The organism is Nocardia sp. NPDC004722, assembly GCF_053601505.1.
Window position 1 is genome coordinate 1 of sequence record NZ_JBSGBY010000140.1, and the last position, 15,321, is coordinate 15,321.

The 15,321-nt window shown below is 64.4% G+C and carries 22 protein-coding genes and 1 tRNA gene; 6 read left to right on the top strand and 17 right to left on the bottom strand.

The genetic code is table 11. The features are described 5' to 3' along the window. The 12 genes from ACWELQ_RS16210 to ACWELQ_RS16265 form a co-directional block, all read right to left on the bottom strand. Nucleotides 1–848: hypothetical protein (locus ACWELQ_RS16210; RefSeq protein ID WP_452397839.1), on the bottom strand; the 848-nt coding region annotated here is incomplete at its 3' end. A 34-nt stretch (nt 849–882) separates the two neighbouring features. Continuing rightward, complete coding sequence (locus ACWELQ_RS16215) at nt 883–1,308, bottom strand: hypothetical protein (protein ID WP_452397840.1); 426 nt, start codon at nt 1,306–1,308, stop codon at nt 883–885. After that, complete coding sequence (locus ACWELQ_RS16220; protein ID WP_452397841.1) at nt 1,305–2,243, bottom strand: hypothetical protein; 939 nt, start codon at nt 2,241–2,243, stop codon at nt 1,305–1,307. Before ACWELQ_RS16220 ends, ACWELQ_RS16215 begins: the two co-directional genes overlap by 4 nt. Further along, nucleotides 2,240–2,416 carry a hypothetical protein gene (locus ACWELQ_RS16225; RefSeq protein WP_452397842.1) on the bottom strand — a complete coding sequence of 59 codons (177 nt, stop codon included), beginning with the start codon at nt 2,414–2,416 and terminating at the stop codon, nt 2,240–2,242. Before ACWELQ_RS16225 ends, ACWELQ_RS16220 begins: the two co-directional genes overlap by 4 nt. Further along, nucleotides 2,413–4,497 (bottom strand): hypothetical protein, encoded by a 2,085-nt coding sequence (locus ACWELQ_RS16230; RefSeq protein WP_452397843.1) that lies wholly within the window; start codon nt 4,495–4,497, stop codon nt 2,413–2,415. Before ACWELQ_RS16230 ends, ACWELQ_RS16225 begins: the two co-directional genes overlap by 4 nt. Nucleotides 4,498–4,499: 2 nt before the next feature. Continuing rightward, nucleotides 4,500–4,757 (bottom strand): hypothetical protein, encoded by a 258-nt coding sequence (locus ACWELQ_RS16235; RefSeq protein ID WP_452397844.1) that lies wholly within the window; start codon nt 4,755–4,757, stop codon nt 4,500–4,502. Continuing rightward, entirely contained in the window at nt 4,754–5,509 is a 756-nt protein-coding gene (locus ACWELQ_RS16240) for a hypothetical protein (protein ID WP_452397845.1), read from the bottom strand. The genes ACWELQ_RS16235 and ACWELQ_RS16240 overlap by 4 nt, the downstream gene beginning before the upstream one ends. Then, nucleotides 5,506–5,742: a hypothetical protein gene (locus tag ACWELQ_RS16245; protein WP_452397846.1), complete on the bottom strand. Its 237-nt coding sequence runs from the start codon at nt 5,740–5,742 to the stop codon at nt 5,506–5,508. The genes ACWELQ_RS16240 and ACWELQ_RS16245 overlap by 4 nt, the downstream gene beginning before the upstream one ends. After that, on the bottom strand, nt 5,742–5,897 hold the full coding sequence (locus tag ACWELQ_RS16250) for a hypothetical protein (protein ID WP_452397847.1): 156 nt from the start codon (nt 5,895–5,897) through the stop codon (nt 5,742–5,744). The genes ACWELQ_RS16245 and ACWELQ_RS16250 overlap by 1 nt, the downstream gene beginning before the upstream one ends. Nucleotides 5,898–5,902: 5 nt before the next feature. Next, on the bottom strand, nt 5,903–6,748 hold the full coding sequence (locus ACWELQ_RS16255; protein ID WP_452397848.1) for a hypothetical protein: 846 nt from the start codon (nt 6,746–6,748) through the stop codon (nt 5,903–5,905). 3 nt (nt 6,749–6,751) lie between these two features. Then, nucleotides 6,752–7,402 (bottom strand): hypothetical protein, encoded by a 651-nt coding sequence (locus tag ACWELQ_RS16260; protein WP_452397849.1) that lies wholly within the window; start codon nt 7,400–7,402, stop codon nt 6,752–6,754. 271 nt (nt 7,403–7,673) lie between these two features. Beyond that, nucleotides 7,674–8,027, bottom strand: a complete 354-nt coding sequence (locus ACWELQ_RS16265) for a helix-turn-helix domain-containing protein (RefSeq protein WP_452397850.1) — start codon at nt 8,025–8,027, stop codon at nt 7,674–7,676. A 62-nt stretch (nt 8,028–8,089) separates the two neighbouring features. Between ACWELQ_RS16265 and ACWELQ_RS16270 the strand changes: the two genes are divergently transcribed. Continuing rightward, nucleotides 8,090–9,361 (top strand): helix-turn-helix transcriptional regulator, encoded by a 1,272-nt coding sequence (locus ACWELQ_RS16270; protein WP_452397851.1) that lies wholly within the window; start codon nt 8,090–8,092, stop codon nt 9,359–9,361. Here ACWELQ_RS16270 and ACWELQ_RS16275 read toward each other — a convergent pair. Continuing rightward, nucleotides 9,358–10,017, bottom strand: coding sequence for an HAD family hydrolase (locus ACWELQ_RS16275; protein ID WP_452397852.1), 660 nt, complete (start codon nt 10,015–10,017; stop codon nt 9,358–9,360). The two genes, ACWELQ_RS16270 and ACWELQ_RS16275, sit on opposite strands and share 4 nt — an antisense overlap. A 165-nt stretch (nt 10,018–10,182) precedes the next feature. Here ACWELQ_RS16275 and ACWELQ_RS16280 point away from each other — a divergent pair, with 165 nt between their 5' ends. After that, nucleotides 10,183–10,653, top strand: a complete 471-nt coding sequence (locus ACWELQ_RS16280) for an NUDIX hydrolase (RefSeq protein WP_452397860.1) — start codon at nt 10,183–10,185, stop codon at nt 10,651–10,653. Here the strand turns inward: ACWELQ_RS16280 and ACWELQ_RS16285 are convergent, their stop codons facing one another. From ACWELQ_RS16285 to ACWELQ_RS16300, 4 genes are all read right to left on the bottom strand, one after another. After that, entirely contained in the window at nt 10,654–11,253 is a 600-nt protein-coding gene (locus ACWELQ_RS16285) for an AAA family ATPase (protein ID WP_452397853.1), read from the bottom strand. A 9-nt stretch (nt 11,254–11,262) separates the two neighbouring features. Next, on the bottom strand, nt 11,263–12,198 hold the full coding sequence (locus ACWELQ_RS16290; RefSeq protein WP_452397854.1) for a tyrosine-type recombinase/integrase: 936 nt from the start codon (nt 12,196–12,198) through the stop codon (nt 11,263–11,265). 98 nt (nt 12,199–12,296) lie between these two features. Next, nucleotides 12,297–12,370: transfer RNA gene (locus ACWELQ_RS16295), tRNA-Ile, on the bottom strand. Nucleotides 12,371–12,487: 117 nt separating this feature from the next. Next, a complete protein-coding gene (locus ACWELQ_RS16300) occupies nt 12,488–12,865 on the bottom strand; it encodes a DUF4234 domain-containing protein (protein WP_452397855.1) in 378 nt (125 codons plus the stop codon). A gap of 131 nt (nt 12,866–12,996) precedes the next feature. Here ACWELQ_RS16300 and ACWELQ_RS16305 point away from each other — a divergent pair, with 131 nt between their 5' ends. The 4 genes from ACWELQ_RS16305 to ACWELQ_RS16320 form a co-directional block, all read left to right on the top strand. After that, a complete protein-coding gene (locus ACWELQ_RS16305; protein WP_452397856.1) occupies nt 12,997–13,425 on the top strand; it encodes a nitroreductase family deazaflavin-dependent oxidoreductase in 429 nt (142 codons plus the stop codon). A gap of 177 nt (nt 13,426–13,602) precedes the next feature. Further along, a complete protein-coding gene (locus ACWELQ_RS16310; RefSeq protein ID WP_452397857.1) occupies nt 13,603–14,646 on the top strand; it encodes a TerC/Alx family metal homeostasis membrane protein in 1,044 nt (347 codons plus the stop codon). A 210-nt stretch (nt 14,647–14,856) separates the two neighbouring features. Then, complete coding sequence (locus ACWELQ_RS16315) at nt 14,857–15,078, top strand: hypothetical protein (RefSeq protein ID WP_452397858.1); 222 nt, start codon at nt 14,857–14,859, stop codon at nt 15,076–15,078. A gap of 3 nt (nt 15,079–15,081) precedes the next feature. After that, a partial coding sequence (locus ACWELQ_RS16320) for a hypothetical protein (protein WP_452397859.1) occupies nt 15,082–15,321 on the top strand: 240 nt, incomplete at its 3' end.

Genomic DNA, 15,321 nt, shown 5'->3' on the forward strand with positions numbered 1-15,321 from the left:
CCCGGGTCCGGCGACTCGGCCTGTGCGGCAGGGTCATGGGTGGCGGCACCGTTGCTCGGCTGCTGCTGGGCCTGTTCCTCGGCGCGCGGTTGCATCTGCCCGTTGTGCTGGCGGACCGTGTTTTCGGCCTTCTGGGTCGCGCGGGGCTTGGCGTGCCCGTTGGTAGTGGCCGCGGTAGCGGTTTCACGAGGGACCAGCACGGCCAAACGCTGTTCCAACTGCTCGATACGCTTCGACAGTTCGTCGAACCGCTTGGCAGCCTCGCGCTGCATCTCGGCGGTGCCCGCCGTCGCCGGGATCGCTGCTTGCTCGGTCGCGGCGGCGCGTTGCTCGCGGTGGGCGACTACCCGCTGTTCACTCTCCGCGGCGGCGTAGCGGGCCTGCACCGCGGCCTTCCCAGAGACCGGACCGAACATGTTGCGGGGTACCGGTTTTCCCGGGTCGGTGTCGACAACGTCGAGGGCTTGGATGACTTGCCCCCGCTGTTCGGCGGTCAGGACGGTGTCGTGGACGGTGTGTTCGATCCCCGCCCGCAGCCCGGACAGATACGCGGTGGCATTGGCCTGTTCCTCGGCGCTGGCACCGGCCTGGGCGCGGGCCGCCGCGGCGCGGGACTCCCGCTGGTATTCCTCGGTGCGGGCCTGATACCACGCGCGGGTCGTATCGATCTGGTGAGTGAGCAGTTTCTGTGCGTCGCGGAACTCACTCACGAACTGCTTGTACTCGGTGCGGGAGAGGCGGATCGAGCCGTCGGCGCTCGCGCGTTGAATCCGTCCCACCATCTGCAGGAACAAGGCCATCAACTGCGGCCAGTTTCGGGCCGCTTCGTCAACTTCGTTGCCGGACATGAGAGTTCACATTCCTTTCAAGGGTTCTCGGGGGTCAGGCCGTGGTCTGGGCGAGACGCGCGGCGCGCCAGCGGACGCGGGCGGGGCGGGAGCGTTCGAATACCTGCCGCGAACCGGCCCGGTAGAGGGCGGTCGCGAGGTCTTGGAGGTGGTAGGCCAGGGTGGCGGTGTCAGGGCGGGCGGCGCTGACCCAGATCCCGTAGCCGATCCAGCCCGCCAGCCACACCATCAGCGGCATCGTGGCGGCGGCCGGGGCACCCGAACCGTCGACCAGCCACATCACGGGGACTGTCACGACGACCGCGCCGATTGCCGCGCGGGCCTTGATGATCCAGCGGCCGGCACGCCGGGCGAGACTGGGTCGGGTGAGTTGGGCGGGATCGATGCCGGAGGACTCCATGAGCGCGGTCAGCTCACCGTCCCAATCGATTCCCTGGCCGTTGCCATCGCTGTTGGTCATGACAGAGCTCCTTGCGGCTCGTGGTGGTGGTTGGTGTTCAAGGCGGCCAGCCAGTCGAGATCCGGCTCGGCCAGCGCCGCGGCCGCGGTGGTGTCCGCGGGATCGGTCACCGCGGTGTCCACGCGGTCGGTGGTGTCCGAGTGGGTGGACAGGTACCGGCGGACGGTGCGTTTGCTGACCGCGAGTTCGGTCGCGATGCGGCCATGAGACCAGCCCAGGCCGTGCAGTTCCCGCGCTCGCTCGCGGCGGGCATCGGGCTCGGTGTCCGCCTGTCCAGGCTCAGCGGTCATCGGCGTCATGGGGCTGTCCGCCTGTCCGGCACCGGTGTCCGCCCCGCGGACACGGCTGTCGGGCTGTCCGGACACCGTGGCCATCACCAAATCGGCAGGGACAGTCAAGGCCTCGATTTGCGTCGCGAGTGGAATCTCTCGGGCGGGTATCGGTTTCGGGTCTCGGATCCGCACTCGCCGCCGAACGGCGGCATCCGCCGCGTGCTGCTCGGCCGCGGTGCCCAGGTTGCCGGGGGTCAGTGCCAGCAGGGCGAACCCGGAGACCACCATCAACCCGTCGAGAGTCAGCGGCCCGAACTCGGCGGCAGGATGCCCGTATCCCCAGGCCAACAGCACATCTCGGACATGGGAGTAAGAGATGACAGCCGACCCGAACGCCACGGCTCCCGCTCCGCCAAACCGCGCGATCGACCAGCCTCGCCCGCGCCGCCACGCCACCCGGGCCAGGATTTCCACACTGAGCAGCAACCCCAACGGCCACACCGCGGACCCGATCCGCGCTGCGATCACCAGAGTGAGCCCGGCGGGCATGTGGACGGTCGGTAGATAGGTGTGCAGCACATTGATGGCCACCGAGGTCAGCGACCCGAACACGAACCCGGTCCGGGCGACTCCTCGGCCGCGCGGGGTGGTGGGGGTGGTCATCGTGTCCGCCCTCGCTCCGTGCGGGTGTCCGCGTCCTCGACGGTGGTGTCCGCCTGGGTGTCCGGGGTGTCCGCGCTGGTGTCCTGGGTGGACAACAGGGTGTGGTGAGGCTGGTTGTGATGTCCGCCGAGGGTGGTCACGTAGGCGGCCATGGGGCGTAGGTAGTCGGTCATGCCGCTTCACCGCCCTCGCTGAAACCGAGATCCGCGCGGCGCGCCCGCCCGGAATCGAGCTCACGGACTTTCTGCAACGGCACCCGCGGCAATGTGTTGACCGCCCACCGCTCCGGCCGCGGATCCGCGGGCAGCGCGACGATTTCGTCGAGATCGACCGGGATCACATGGCCCCATTGAGCTTTGAGAGCATGCACCCACACCACGTCGCCGCGTTCGAACTCCGCGAGCCGGTTGGGGTCGATCAAGAACGTGTCCCGGTTGCCCAGAGTGCCGTCCTCACCGACCTTGCCGCCCTTGGAATGCCGCGTGCTCTCGGTAACCGGACCCGACCCGAACACCTCGCTGACCTTGCCGCCGCCCTCCTGACACATCAGCAGCGCACCCGACGGGCAGGCTTCGAGCAGGCGGCGGCGTTCATCGGGGGTTTGTCCGAGCCCGAATTGGTTCTGGGCGGCGAAGAACGCGACCACGTCCATGCCCAAAAGCCGTTCGGCGATATCGATTTGGGAGATGCCGCCGGTCTTGTCGGCCACCGCCGACATCTCATCGATGATCAAAATGATCTGCCGGTCATGCTCACCGCAGGCAAACTGCGTGATCAAGGTGTTGAGGGCGGCGACCTGGGCGCGGGCGTTCTCCCCGCGGACCGTGCCTGGCACCGTCGCATAGATGACGTCGAAGGAATCCAGCGGTCGCCCGCCGTCGAAACCCTCACCGATCGCGGCGAAAATGTTGCGGAACTTGCCCGACACATCCCCGACCGCGGGCGGCTTGTTCTTCTCCAACGCGTCGATCTCGGCGAGGATCGCGTCCTCGTTGGGCCACCCGATTGTCTTCAGCCAGTCGACACTGAGCCGGTCGAGGAACTCCTTCTTCGACTTCGGCGGACCACACGGCGCGTCGACCGCGAGCTTGGTGACCCGGATCCGGTTCTGCTTGAAGTGCTCGGCCCCGGACTCGGTCGCCTGTACTGGATTGATCATCGCTTCCAAGGTCGCGCACATGTCATCGACGTCCATCGACCACAGATCGAGACGATTGGTGATGGGCCACAACGCAATCCGCTTCGGGTCCACCTTCAGCTTCGCGGCGATCTTCACCACCTGACGGCCCGTCGCGAGACCGGGTTTGCCGCCCTTGCAGTCGATGAAGATCAAAAGGGGTCGCTTCTCGCCACTCCGGACGTAGCGGTGCCAGTACGCGGAATACAAGCCGGTCCCGACCCGCACGAGCATCGTGGTCTTGCCCGCCTTCTGCGACTTGCCCAAAACGACCATGTGGCCGAGCCCCTCAATCGGGATCTCCAACCGCGAGGTTCGTTTGTCCACCAGCCGGGTGACGGTGGTCGGTTGGGTCGCGTCGGTGCGTTCCGACAGCGACCCGAGCACGACGCGGGCCTTGAACCAGCCGGTCACAAGCGGTGCCCCGTAACGGGCGGCACGGCGGGCAGCGCGGGCTTTGCCGTGGCGCTGGCGGCGCTGCAAGCGGCGGGTCTTCCACGGCGAATCCGAACCCTCGGTATCCAACCGCGCCAAGAACCGTGCCCGATACACCGCAGTCAGCGTCCACGCCACCGGCAGGCACCCGGCGATCATGGCCACGATCGCACCCGACCCCGGGCCCGACGCCACGAGCACCCGCGTGCCCTGCCACCACAAGGTCAACGGCGCGAACCAGGAATCCGCGATCCACATTGCCGCGAGCGGTAGCACCAAGGTTCCGGCGGCGTAGTTGCGGACCTGCCGGGCCTCCCACCGCCGCCATGCTGCCAGTCCGTTCAGGGCGACTGCGAGGACGATCAGGAATCCGAGCCCGAGCACGGCCGTGCCCGCCGTCGCGAAAACCTCACCGACGCTGCCGATATGCAGATGCCAATCCGGTGCCCGCCAGCCATTGGGCAAGGCCGGGTTCTCGAACCCGCTCGGTGCGTTCGTCGGTGTGGGCACTGTGTTCACCAGGACCTGCGGCGGCGCGGCGGGGTCCGTGGTGAGGACCGGTGTCGAAGTCGGTACGGGCGGCAGGATCTGCGCGGTGGTGCCGCAGTCCTGCGGAGTGATCAACGGAGTGCAATCAGCCATGATCAGATCACCCCGTCCGGAGGCTCGGGCTCGCCGATCAGGGCCTTCAGCACAGCAGTGGTTTCCTCGGCCGACAGCGACCACAGATCCGTCCATGATTCGGTCAGCCACAGCCGGACCCGATCAGGGTCGATTCCCATGCAGGAGGCCATCTTTCGGCGCATCCACTGGGCCAGTTCGACGTCATCGGTGTCGCCGCACTCGTCGATGACGATCAACAAGGGGCGGGGGCTGTTGTGTTGGGTTCCGTGCGTGATCACGGCATCTCCTTTCGCGCCAAAGTGGCGTCCAGGTCATGGATTTCGAGATTCGGCACCCGTTCGATGCCTCGCTTGTGCGCGATCCGCACAGCCGTCGCCTCCACCGCACGACGCAGGCTCTCGCCGCGCACGAAGTACAGGACTCCGGCGAGGTCGTGCCGGTCGGCGGCGTCCAGGGCGGCGGTCATGGCGTGCTGCAGGCGACCCGCGCCGCGTTTGCGGGTCAGCTCCACCTCGACAGCCCACACCTTGTCCGGATCGGTGAAGTCCTGAAACCAAGCGTCGTGCACGTGCCCGATGGGCTGGCCGCCCTCGGAATGCAGTCGGTGGTAGAGCAGCCGTTCGCTAGTCCACAGGTCCGGGTCGGTCTCCATGCCCATCAAGGCCAGCCGCAGCGCGGTCACCGCGGTCATGTGCGCCGCCATCGACGGCCGCGGCTCCCACGGTCCCGGATCGAAATCGGTATATCCCCAAGATGTTTCGCGATCCGGGAACACCCATAACGGTCCGTGGGCCGGTGCGTCGGGGTCATCGAAGTACGGTGAGGGCCGCCAGGGTCCCGGCTCGCCGGTGTCCATGCGGGTTACCTGCAGTTGGCCGGACTGGCGCAGCCGGTGCACCATCGTGCGGGCCGCGCGCAGGCTGCGGCCGATCGCGGTCGGCACCAACGCCATCGCCATCGCGCGTTCCTGCGACACGAATTCCAGGAAGCGGGTTTCGTGGGGCTGTTGGCGAAATTCCTTGCCGCTCACCGCGTCATCACCGCATCGTGTGGGCAGTCCGACGGCCACACCGCCACCTGCGTACCTGGTGCGGGGCAGGCCACCACGGTCACCGGCAGTGCGGAATGCCGCCCGAACAGCAGCACGCCCAGATACAGGCCCGCCGCGAACACGAACGCCAGCAACAGCAACGCCGCGAGCACCCCGGGCGGCATCGACACCGCACGCCGGTCCGCCGATTCCATGAGGATGTAGTCGTTCATTACCGACCACCTCGCCGACGACCGCGTGAAGATGAGTGGACCGCGACCGCCGCGCCGAGGATCAGCAGCGCGACCAGCAACAGCACCGCCAGTTGAGGGGCCATCAGACCGAGGATCAGCAGGATCACCGCGGTGATCAGAGAGGTTCGGAGCATGGGGATCACCTCGGCTCCGGGAAGTTCTCGACGCTGTAGCCGCCCTTGGGGCGTTGCAACTTCGATACCGATTTGCCGCGTCGCCACAGATTCCAGGCCGCCACGATCAATCCGATCTGGTCGCGGTCGCTGGTGCGGATCTTGTGGGTGTGGGTGTAGTCCAAGCGCTGGCGCAACGCGAGAATCGGTGAGCCCGCGGGCAGTCCGACCAGGCTGTCCCACAGCTGCAGGAACTCCCGTGCCGCCTCGGCGTCGATCTCGGTGAGCCGGATCAATGCCGCGACCGCCACCGCGGGGCGGCACTTCAACCGCTTGGCCACCGAGGTGAACCGCTCGGCCAGCGCCACGGTTTCTGGGTACACCTGGGCGAACTCGACGATCCTGGTGGTGGACACCGTATTTCGGGTGTAGTCGCCGAACAGGTTGCCTTCCAGCCACGGGATATACACCCGCAGCGCCGCGGCGATCAGGGTGGTGTTGTGGCCGGTGACCCCGGTCAGAGTGAGCTGATCGGCCGGGGTGCGCTTGGCACCCTGGTCCATCGTCACTTGGGTATCGCGGGGCAGACCCCGCACCACCAGCATCGGGAACTTCTGCCCGCTGGTGCGAGCGATGGCCTGCAGCCGGTGCTGGCCGTCGAGGAGTTCCCCGTCCGCGCTGAACTTGATCGCTTCACCGTTGAAAAGCCAACGGCCAGAGACCATGTCGTCGTAGTACTGCTGGACCCGCGCCTGGCGGACGGGGCGGTTGTTCGGGTTGTTTTCGAGCATGTGTCGTGCCATGGGGGCATCGATCTCGATGATCTGGCTGATCATGGCCTCTCCCGGCCGCTCGGAGTTGACGAGATGCATGGGTCATCCCTCCAGGGATTCCGTGGTGATGGGTTCGGGCAGGCGATCGAGGACGGCCTGAATCGCGTCCCGCGCCTGAACGAGGTCGAATCGGTAGCGCTGCGCCAACTGATAGGAGTTGCGATCGAACCGATCGTCAGCAGCTAGGCGAACCAGCGTTTCGGCTCGCTTCAGCAGGTCGTACCGCGCCGCGTCAAAAGCCTCAGCAATCGGACGACGTCGGCGCGAACGGGACAGGTCGCCATCTCCGTCGGAATCGGGTTCAGGCCGATCATTAGGCGAATCTGTCTCCAGGCCAGAGTCTTTCGCCGAATACGACTTGCCATCCTTACCGGTAACAGGTCCACGTGTTGCATCTGCAACACCTGCCAAGTCTCGGGATACGGTTGCGTAGTTCACTCCAGTAGCGGCTGCGATCGCGCGAGTGCTCATACCGATCTCGCGCATGGACGCGACAATCTCTTGACGCTCTTCCCGCGGCAGCTGGAGCCGACAGCTTCCAAACTCCTTGGTGCAGTATTCATCCCACGAGCAGTAGCCCAGGACCTCCCATACCCGATCAAGGTATGCCTCAGTGATCAGCTCCCACACCATCTCTGCACCCGCCCTGATGCGATCCGTGAGCTCTTGCGCAGCCTCGGCCATGAGAGTCATTGGGCTGCACCACCTTTGCTCGCACCCCCGGACCTGCGCCGACGTGCCTGCGCAGATTTCAAAGCCAATCGGGTGTAATGCGCTTTGCGGGCATGCTCGGCACGACGAGCGCGCTCAACAGGCGGCAGTACACCATCCGGGTCGACCTGCTTCTCGAACTTGCTCTCCATTGCCTTGCGCGCCTTGGCAGTTCGGGCTGCTCGGTCATCCGTCTTCGCCCACGAGGCATGAGCAGCGATTCGCGCTTGAAGAACCCGATCATTCGGCGTACTCATACGAGGCCATCCGTGGACTCCGGAGCGACTGGGCGAGCGAGGGCGAGAAGTTCCTCCCGGTCGATCCGCCACATGCGCCCCCTCACCCGAAACCCTTGTAGATCACCGGATTTGATCCAGTTCTTGATCGTTCTTGGATCGACTTCAACGAGGGCCGCGGCAGTCTTGAGACTGATCAAGTTCTGCGCTCTCGGGGGGTCGAAATAGAGATGATCGGTAGACGTCATCGGTATCTCCTCAGAGTGGAAAAGAACGGAAACTTCTGCCGTTTCCGTAAGACCAGCGCGACTTGCGCCTGATGAGATATTCCGCCCCGAAGATGTCCCAGAATAGGCCACAAAGGAGGACATACAGCGGACGTTTGCTGCGAATTGCCCTGCTACATGACCGCTTTGAGGACTAGACTTGGTTCATGACCACTCCAGGCAACGCTGCGCTCCGTGCCGCACGACAGGCACTCGGTCTTCGCTCTCAAGCCGCGCTCGCAGAGGCAGTGAACAAGACCGCTCAGTCCATCGGCCTGCGGGTCTCGGTCAACGCACGAACCGTGCGACGTTGGGAATCCTCGGAGCCGCCATGGCCGCACGCCGAACACGCGACGGCGCTGGAAACCTTGTTCAAACGCCCTGTAACCGAACTGGGTTTCACGCCACCGTGGGTCGAGGATCGAGACACTCCGGCCTCCTCGCCGAAGCACTTCTCAACCAAAGCATCCCTCGGGCAGCGCTTGGTCAGCGCAGCGTCCCCTTTGCTACCTGCCTCGGTCGCAAAGGATTTCATGAACATCACCGTGTCCTATCGACATCTCTACTGGTCGATACCTGCCACACGCTTGCACAGGTCAGTCGCAGACCATGCCCAGCTCGGAATCGAGCTGCTCGCACAAGTTCCCGAATCGGCAAAGCCGATGGTCTCCCGGGCTGTTGCCGAGTCGAGCCTTCTCGCAGGCCGCGTTGAATTCTTCGATCTCCAACAGCCCGAGCTATCACAGCCAAGCTTTGTCGTGGCACTGCAAGCTGCACACGAGGCAGACGATGCTCTGCTGGGAGCAGCAGTTCTGGCTCATATGGCGTTCGCGCCTGCATTCTCCGGTGATCCCTCCCGTGCAGAAGAGGCACGAGACCGGATGCGAGCCGCTCGTGCCTTCGCGCGCCGCGGAAATGCCAGTGCGGAGATGATCGCGTGGCTTGACGCTGTCGAGGCAGAGGTCGAAACGCGGTTCGGTGACACGCGACGCGCACTGAGCCTCATCGATCACGCCGAGAAGGTTTATGACGAACACGACCAGGAGATCAACCCATCACCGGCCTGGCTGGATTGGTTCTCTCCAACACGATTGGCAGGGTTCAAGGGGAACACCTTGTTGGTCGCGGGACGCGGTCGGGAAGCACGCGAAACCCTCGAACGAGTTCTGGTCGACCTGCCGGACGATGCCGTTAAACAGCGCGCCGTCTACCTTGCAGATCTGGCCGCCTCAGCTGTGCTGGAAAGTCAGCCGGAATCTGCCTGTGCCTACTTGGAAGACGCACTCGATCAGCTTGGCCGGACCTGGTACGCAACCGCAATGGATCGGATTAAGGCTGTACGTCAGACTCTCCGACAGTGGGACTCCCTGCCAGCTGTCCGCGTACTCGACGATCGGCTCTACAACTGGCACACCACCGTTAATTCGCTGGTCGGCTAGCGCGTCGAATCATTCTCCGCAGCAACGATATCTGGAAGTTCGGTCAGGTCGTGGATCCTCCAGTCTGAAAGATCGGCGACCTGTTCTTTGTTTCGGAGAATCCACCCCCACGGCCCGCGTTGCAGGTAGGCAGTTCGCATGCCTGCGTGCTTAGCAGGGGCAATATCGTTGTCGATGCGGTCACCGACGTACACGATCTGGTCGGCGACGCCCGGCGCTACCTCGACGATCTTCTCGAAGAATTCCGGTGAGGGCTTCTCGACACCCCAGTCATCCGATGTCGCAATGAAATCCGACGGCAGGTTCAAACTCCGAAGAATCTGACCGGACCTAACCGTTTGATTGCCAACGATTCCGACCCACACGCCCATCTCGCGCAACCTCGATAGACCGGGCCGGACATCTGGGTACAGGTCATCCTCACCGTACGTCTCGGGTCGCCCGGCGTCAGCTCGAGCTTGGCGTTCCTTGGTCAAGTCGAAGCCCGGCTGAAACACCTGAAATGCCTGCCGGTAATCCTGACCATTGGCGATCGTCGCCCCGAAGACAGCAGCGAAAGTGTGTCGGGGCACACCGAGCCAATCAGCCCATGTGCCGTACTCGCGGGTCTCGTCGACCAAGGTCTCACCGACATCGAACACCACAGCACTGATCACGGCGAGCTACCCTACCTGCTCCGCCCACTCTCAAGGCGATCGGGATCGTCGCCCGGCACAGATGGTGGTCATGCTTAAGAAGAGCACACATCGAGCACGCCACCGCCGGTACGGTTAGCGGATGAGTTGGAACCCTTCGCCAACCTTCAGCGATCGGGGCGAATGATGGCCCGTGTCGACTACTACAACCAGCCGGACGCCCCCGAGCCAAACAGCATCGTGGTCGCCACCACCGTCTTCGTCCTTGATGACCGTGGTCATGTCCTACTTATCCAGCGCAGCGACAACGGGCTGTGGGCTGTGCCTGGTGGTGCCCTGGAATTCGGTGAGTCGGTCTCGGAGTGCGCCGTCCGAGAGACTCTCGAAGAGACCGGGATCAATGTTGAAATCGTGGGATTGGTTGGGATCTACTCAGACCCCCGACACGTCGTCGCATTCTCGGATGGTGAAGTGCGGCAACAGTTTTCAATCTGCCTCCGAGCGAAGGCTGTTGGCGGACAAACTCGCACGAGTGTCGAATCCAGCAAGGTGCAGTGGGTAGACCGAGACGACCTGCATAACTTCGATATCCACCCGACAATGGAGCTCCGGATCGAACACGGATACTCCGACCAGCCTGTGCCGTACCTCGGCTGACTACTCGTTCATCACGACAGCGTCGACAACCTTCTGCGCGACCAAACCAACACCAGAGTCCAGAACCTCGGAGCGATAGGTCGGCCAGTCTACGATCTTCGGCTGATCTCGTTCGGCACCGCGGCGGATCATTCGCTTCCGGATCTCGTCGGCCGCAGCATGTATCCACATCGTGCGGGTCTCCGTCGCGCTGTTGGCCTTCGTCTTGATGTAGGTCGCCAGTGACATCTCTTCTCGGGCAGCGGAACGCACGTAGTCGATAAATGGGGCGTCAACGATTACGAGGTGGCGGCGGCCGATCGTCAATGCGTTCTGCACGAGCGCGTCGTAGATGTGGGGACCAACGATGCGGCGATAGGTTGCGCTGTCGCGATCGTGCGGGTTGCCGGTGAGCTCGGACATCACCGCTTGCTCAAGGGCTGGCGCGAAGGAGTCCTTGTCCAAGACCACTGCATCGAATTGTGAAGCCAGCCATCTGGATACGCTCGACTTTCCGACCGCAGGAAAACCGGATACAACAACCACGCCATGGGTGAGACCATCTGCGGCACGGATCAGTGCATCGCAGGTCGCCTTACCCAAAACCTCATCGACCACCATCGCACTCCCCTACAACTCGTCTCCGAGCCGAGCACGGCGGTGCGCGGCCTTCGCACGTTCATCGGCCACCGATTTTCCGTAGCGGTCCAGCATCTGGCGAGAGCGCCAGCCCGCCAGCATCATGAGGTCTTGTTCCTGGCCACCATTGGCCAGCCAAGTATGAGCAAACCAGTGCCGGAACTGGTGGGGATGGATATGGCCGATACCGGCTGCGACAGCGCGGCGTTCGAGCATCTGCCGGATGCCGTGATCGGTCATTCTGCCCTGATAGCCCAGCCAGAGCGAGGTGTCGTCTCTCTTGGCTTTCGGGTGTTTCGCGCGGGCCCGAAGGTATTTGCGGAGCGCGGTTCGGGTCTTGTCGCCGAACGGTGCGGTTCGTGGTCTGCGACCCTTGCCCAACACCAGCGCTGTGTTCTCGGCGAAGTCGAGGTCGTCGATGTTAAGTCCGGCGATTTCTCCTGCACGACAACCGGTGTCGGCGAACAACCGGATGATGGCCGTGTCTCGGAGATCGTTGAAGTCGGTGCCAGCGCATTCGGCGAGAAGTTGGCGTAGCGCGTCGTCGGCGGGTACCTCGACGAGCTTCTCTGGAGCGTCGGGAAGCGTCATCTTGTCAAACGGGTCCGCGGTGACGATCTCTTCGGCCGCAAGGTATTTGAAGAACTGCTGCAGTGCCCGGTAGTGACTGCGGGCGTACTCCGCGGTGAGCGGCTTGCCTGTGCGCTTGTTCGGTCGGGTCAGAAGCGACTCGATAAATACGCCGATGTGGTCCCGGGTGATGTTTGGCCCGGTGGTCGGAAGATCTCTCTCCGTGAGGAACTCGATGAAGTAGTCGATACGGACGAGGTAGCCGTCGATCGTGGCCTTGCTGCGATTCCGTCGGCGTAGCTCGGTGGCGAAGTCGTCCTTCAGTTCCCGGAGATCGTCTAGGTTGAACGCCCCCATAAGGGCGGAGTCTACGCCGAAATACAAAGCTGGCGGTGCTTTGTACTCGAACGTCTCGCGATCTTCGCACAGCGTTCGCGCAGTTCAGAGGCCAAAAGTGGGGCGGGTGGGGCTCGAACCCACGACCAATGGATTATGAGTCCACGGCTCTAACCGACTGAGCTACCGCCCCGGACCGCGCTTGCGCGCGGGCGTCGCGATGATATCGCGAGGGGAGTGGGAATGCCTACTTGGCTCGGGGATAGGAGGGTGTGTCCTGCCCCGGGGAAGTGGGGCAGGACGGGGCGGGTCAGTAGGCGGGGCGGTCGGCGATCTTGTTGAGTTCGAGCTGGTAGTAGAGGACGCCGAGGCCGAAGACGAAGTTGAGGAGGAAGCCGAGGACCGGGTTGCAGGTGCCTTCGAGGCCGGCGGCTTCCTGGGTCTGGCGGATGCGGTTGCCGGTGCGCCAGAAGCTGATGATGGCGGCGATGCCGGTCCAGGACAGGAAGATCATGACCAGGAGGGGGCCCGCGACGGGGGCCTCGGGGTCGCGGCGGAGTTCGGCCATCTCCTTGTGGATCTTGTAGTACCAGACCAGGAAGTAGATGCCGAGGGTGATGAGCGGCCAGACGAGCCACACCAGCACCGGGTTACGAGGTTTGATCGGCGTGGCGAGGGCGGTGGTCATGCTGATGAATCCTTTTGTCGTGATGCGGAATTCGACTCCCTGAGCAAGGGCGCCCGGGAAACGTATCCACAAGATCGTGACCAGATCGTGAAGCGTTAATGTGGGGGCCGACCACGATCGCAGGAGGAACGATGGCGAATCTGTTCGTGAATGTGTTGCGGGGACATCAGTGGCTCTACGAGAACACCAACGGGCTGGTCGGGCACAAGTTGCTGTTCGGTAACCCCACCCTGTTGCTGCGGACCGTCGGACGGAAGACGGGACAGCAGCGGACCAATGCGCTGACCTACGCCAAGGACGGCGACTCCTACATCGTGACCGCCTCCAACGGCGGCTCGCCCCGGCCACCGGGCTGGCTGGCCAATGTGAAGGCCAAGGGGGACTGCGAGATTCAGGTCGGCACCAAGCGGATCCCGGTCACCGCCACGGCCACCTACCCGACGGACCCGGACTACGCACGGCGGTTCGAGCTCGCCGACAAGGTGAACCAGGGCCGATACGCGCAATATCAGAAGATGACGTCGCGCCCGATTGCTGTTGTAGTGCTCACACCGCGCTGATTCGCCTGTCGACTGGACGCGACAGGTAAGGGTCGACTATCCTCTCGGGCTAGAGGGGAGTACTTCCCAAGAATCATTCCGGTCAATACGGGCCGCGCCGTCGCGTCCCCCGGGTGATCGCCCACAGGACATGGGTGAAGGAGACCTCGGCTGGTTTTCCCTGCCCGAGGAGGTCCAATGAGTCCTACCCTGTCCGTTCTCGCAAGTTCCACCGGCATCGACAGCGTCGGCACGCCCTGGCTGTGGGGCGGCACCATCGTGGTGGTGCTGGCGCTGCTGATCTTCGACTTCGCGCTCACCCGCCGCCCGCACGAGGTGTCGATGCGCGAGGCGATCGGCTGGACCGTCTTCTACATCGCGCTGCCCGTCGCGTTCGGCGTGTTCCTGTGGATCAACAACGGGGGCACCCCGGCCACCGAGTTCTTCACCGGCTACCTGCTGGAGAAGTCGCTGTCGGTGGACAACCTGTTCATCTTCATGCTGTTGCTGTCGGCCTTCGCGGTGCCAGCCGCGCTCGCCCAGCGAGTGCTGCTGTACGGCATCGCCGGCGCGCTGGTGTTGCGCGGCATCTTCATCGCACTCGGCGCGGCGGCCCTGGCCAGCCTCGACTGGGCGTTCCTGCTGTTCGGTCTGATCCTGCTGGTCACCGCGGTCAAACTGCTGGCCGACGCGCTCAGCGGGCACGAGCAGGACGTCGACATCTCCAGCATGAAGTCCGTCCGCCTGCTGCGTCGCTTCTGGCCGGTCACCGACGACTACCAGGGCACCAAAATGGTGGTGCGCGAAGAGGATCCGGCCCAGCCGTCGAAAATGCGCCGCGCCCTGACTCCGCTCGCGCTGGTCGTGGCGGCCGTCATGGCCACCGACGTGGTCTTCGCCGTCGACTCGGTCCCCGCGGTCTACGGCGTCACCGGCGACCCCTTCCTGGTCTTCGCCACCAACGCCTTCGCGCTCCTGGGCCTGCGCGCCCTCTACTTCGTCCTGCACGCCGCCCTCTCCCGCCTGGTCCACCTCGCCTACGGCCTCGCCGCCATCCTCGCCTTCATCGGCGTGAAGCTGGTCCTGCACTGGGCCCACGGCATCTGGAACGGCGTCCCCCAAATCCCCACCCTCGCTTCGCTACTGGTGATCGTGGTCGTGCTCACCACGGTGACGCTCACCAGCCTGCACGTCACCCGCGCGCGGGAACCCAAGGCCGAGATCGATACTCACCCGGCGTGAACCGGGCTGCCGCGTCGTTGCGGTAGCGACGAGCTATCGCATAAACTCGCGTCGATGCCTGCACGAAGGCATGGCTCCGAGCCCAGGGGCAATCTCCGGCAACGCCCAGGGTGAGCTGCAGAATGCTCGCGCGTTGTTCGTGCCTCGAAAACCGTTCGCAGGACCCAAGACCTGCCTCTGATGCCGCGCCGGACGGCTTGGAGGAGAGGTATGTCCGCGATCACGATCATCGCCTGCACCACGTCGGTTCTGGTCGTGCTGGCAAAAGCCGTTCGTGATGTCGTCATCGTTCTCGTGATGAGGAAACTCCTGGTCGATTGCACACCGGACCAACGGGTCCGGGTGTGCAATCGGCTGGCCGCGGTGCTGCAGAACTCGCACCCGACGGGCCCAGAGGGCCGGAGCGAGCCGACCCGGCCCGAGCGGAGGTGACCGGTGTCCGCATCGAACCGGAAACGCGCGGCGCGCGAATGTTCCCGCGCCACAGGCGTTCCGCTGCACACCTGCCTGCGCTGGGCCGAGGACGGCCGGATCGGGAGACATCAGCCGGTTCCCGACGCGCACCACCCGGACCAGCGTCGATTCGAAGCGATGATCCTGCTGCGCATGGCGGAACTGCTGCGGCGTATCCGACGTGGATCCCGCTCGCCCACGATGTCGGCCGCCGCTTCGGCG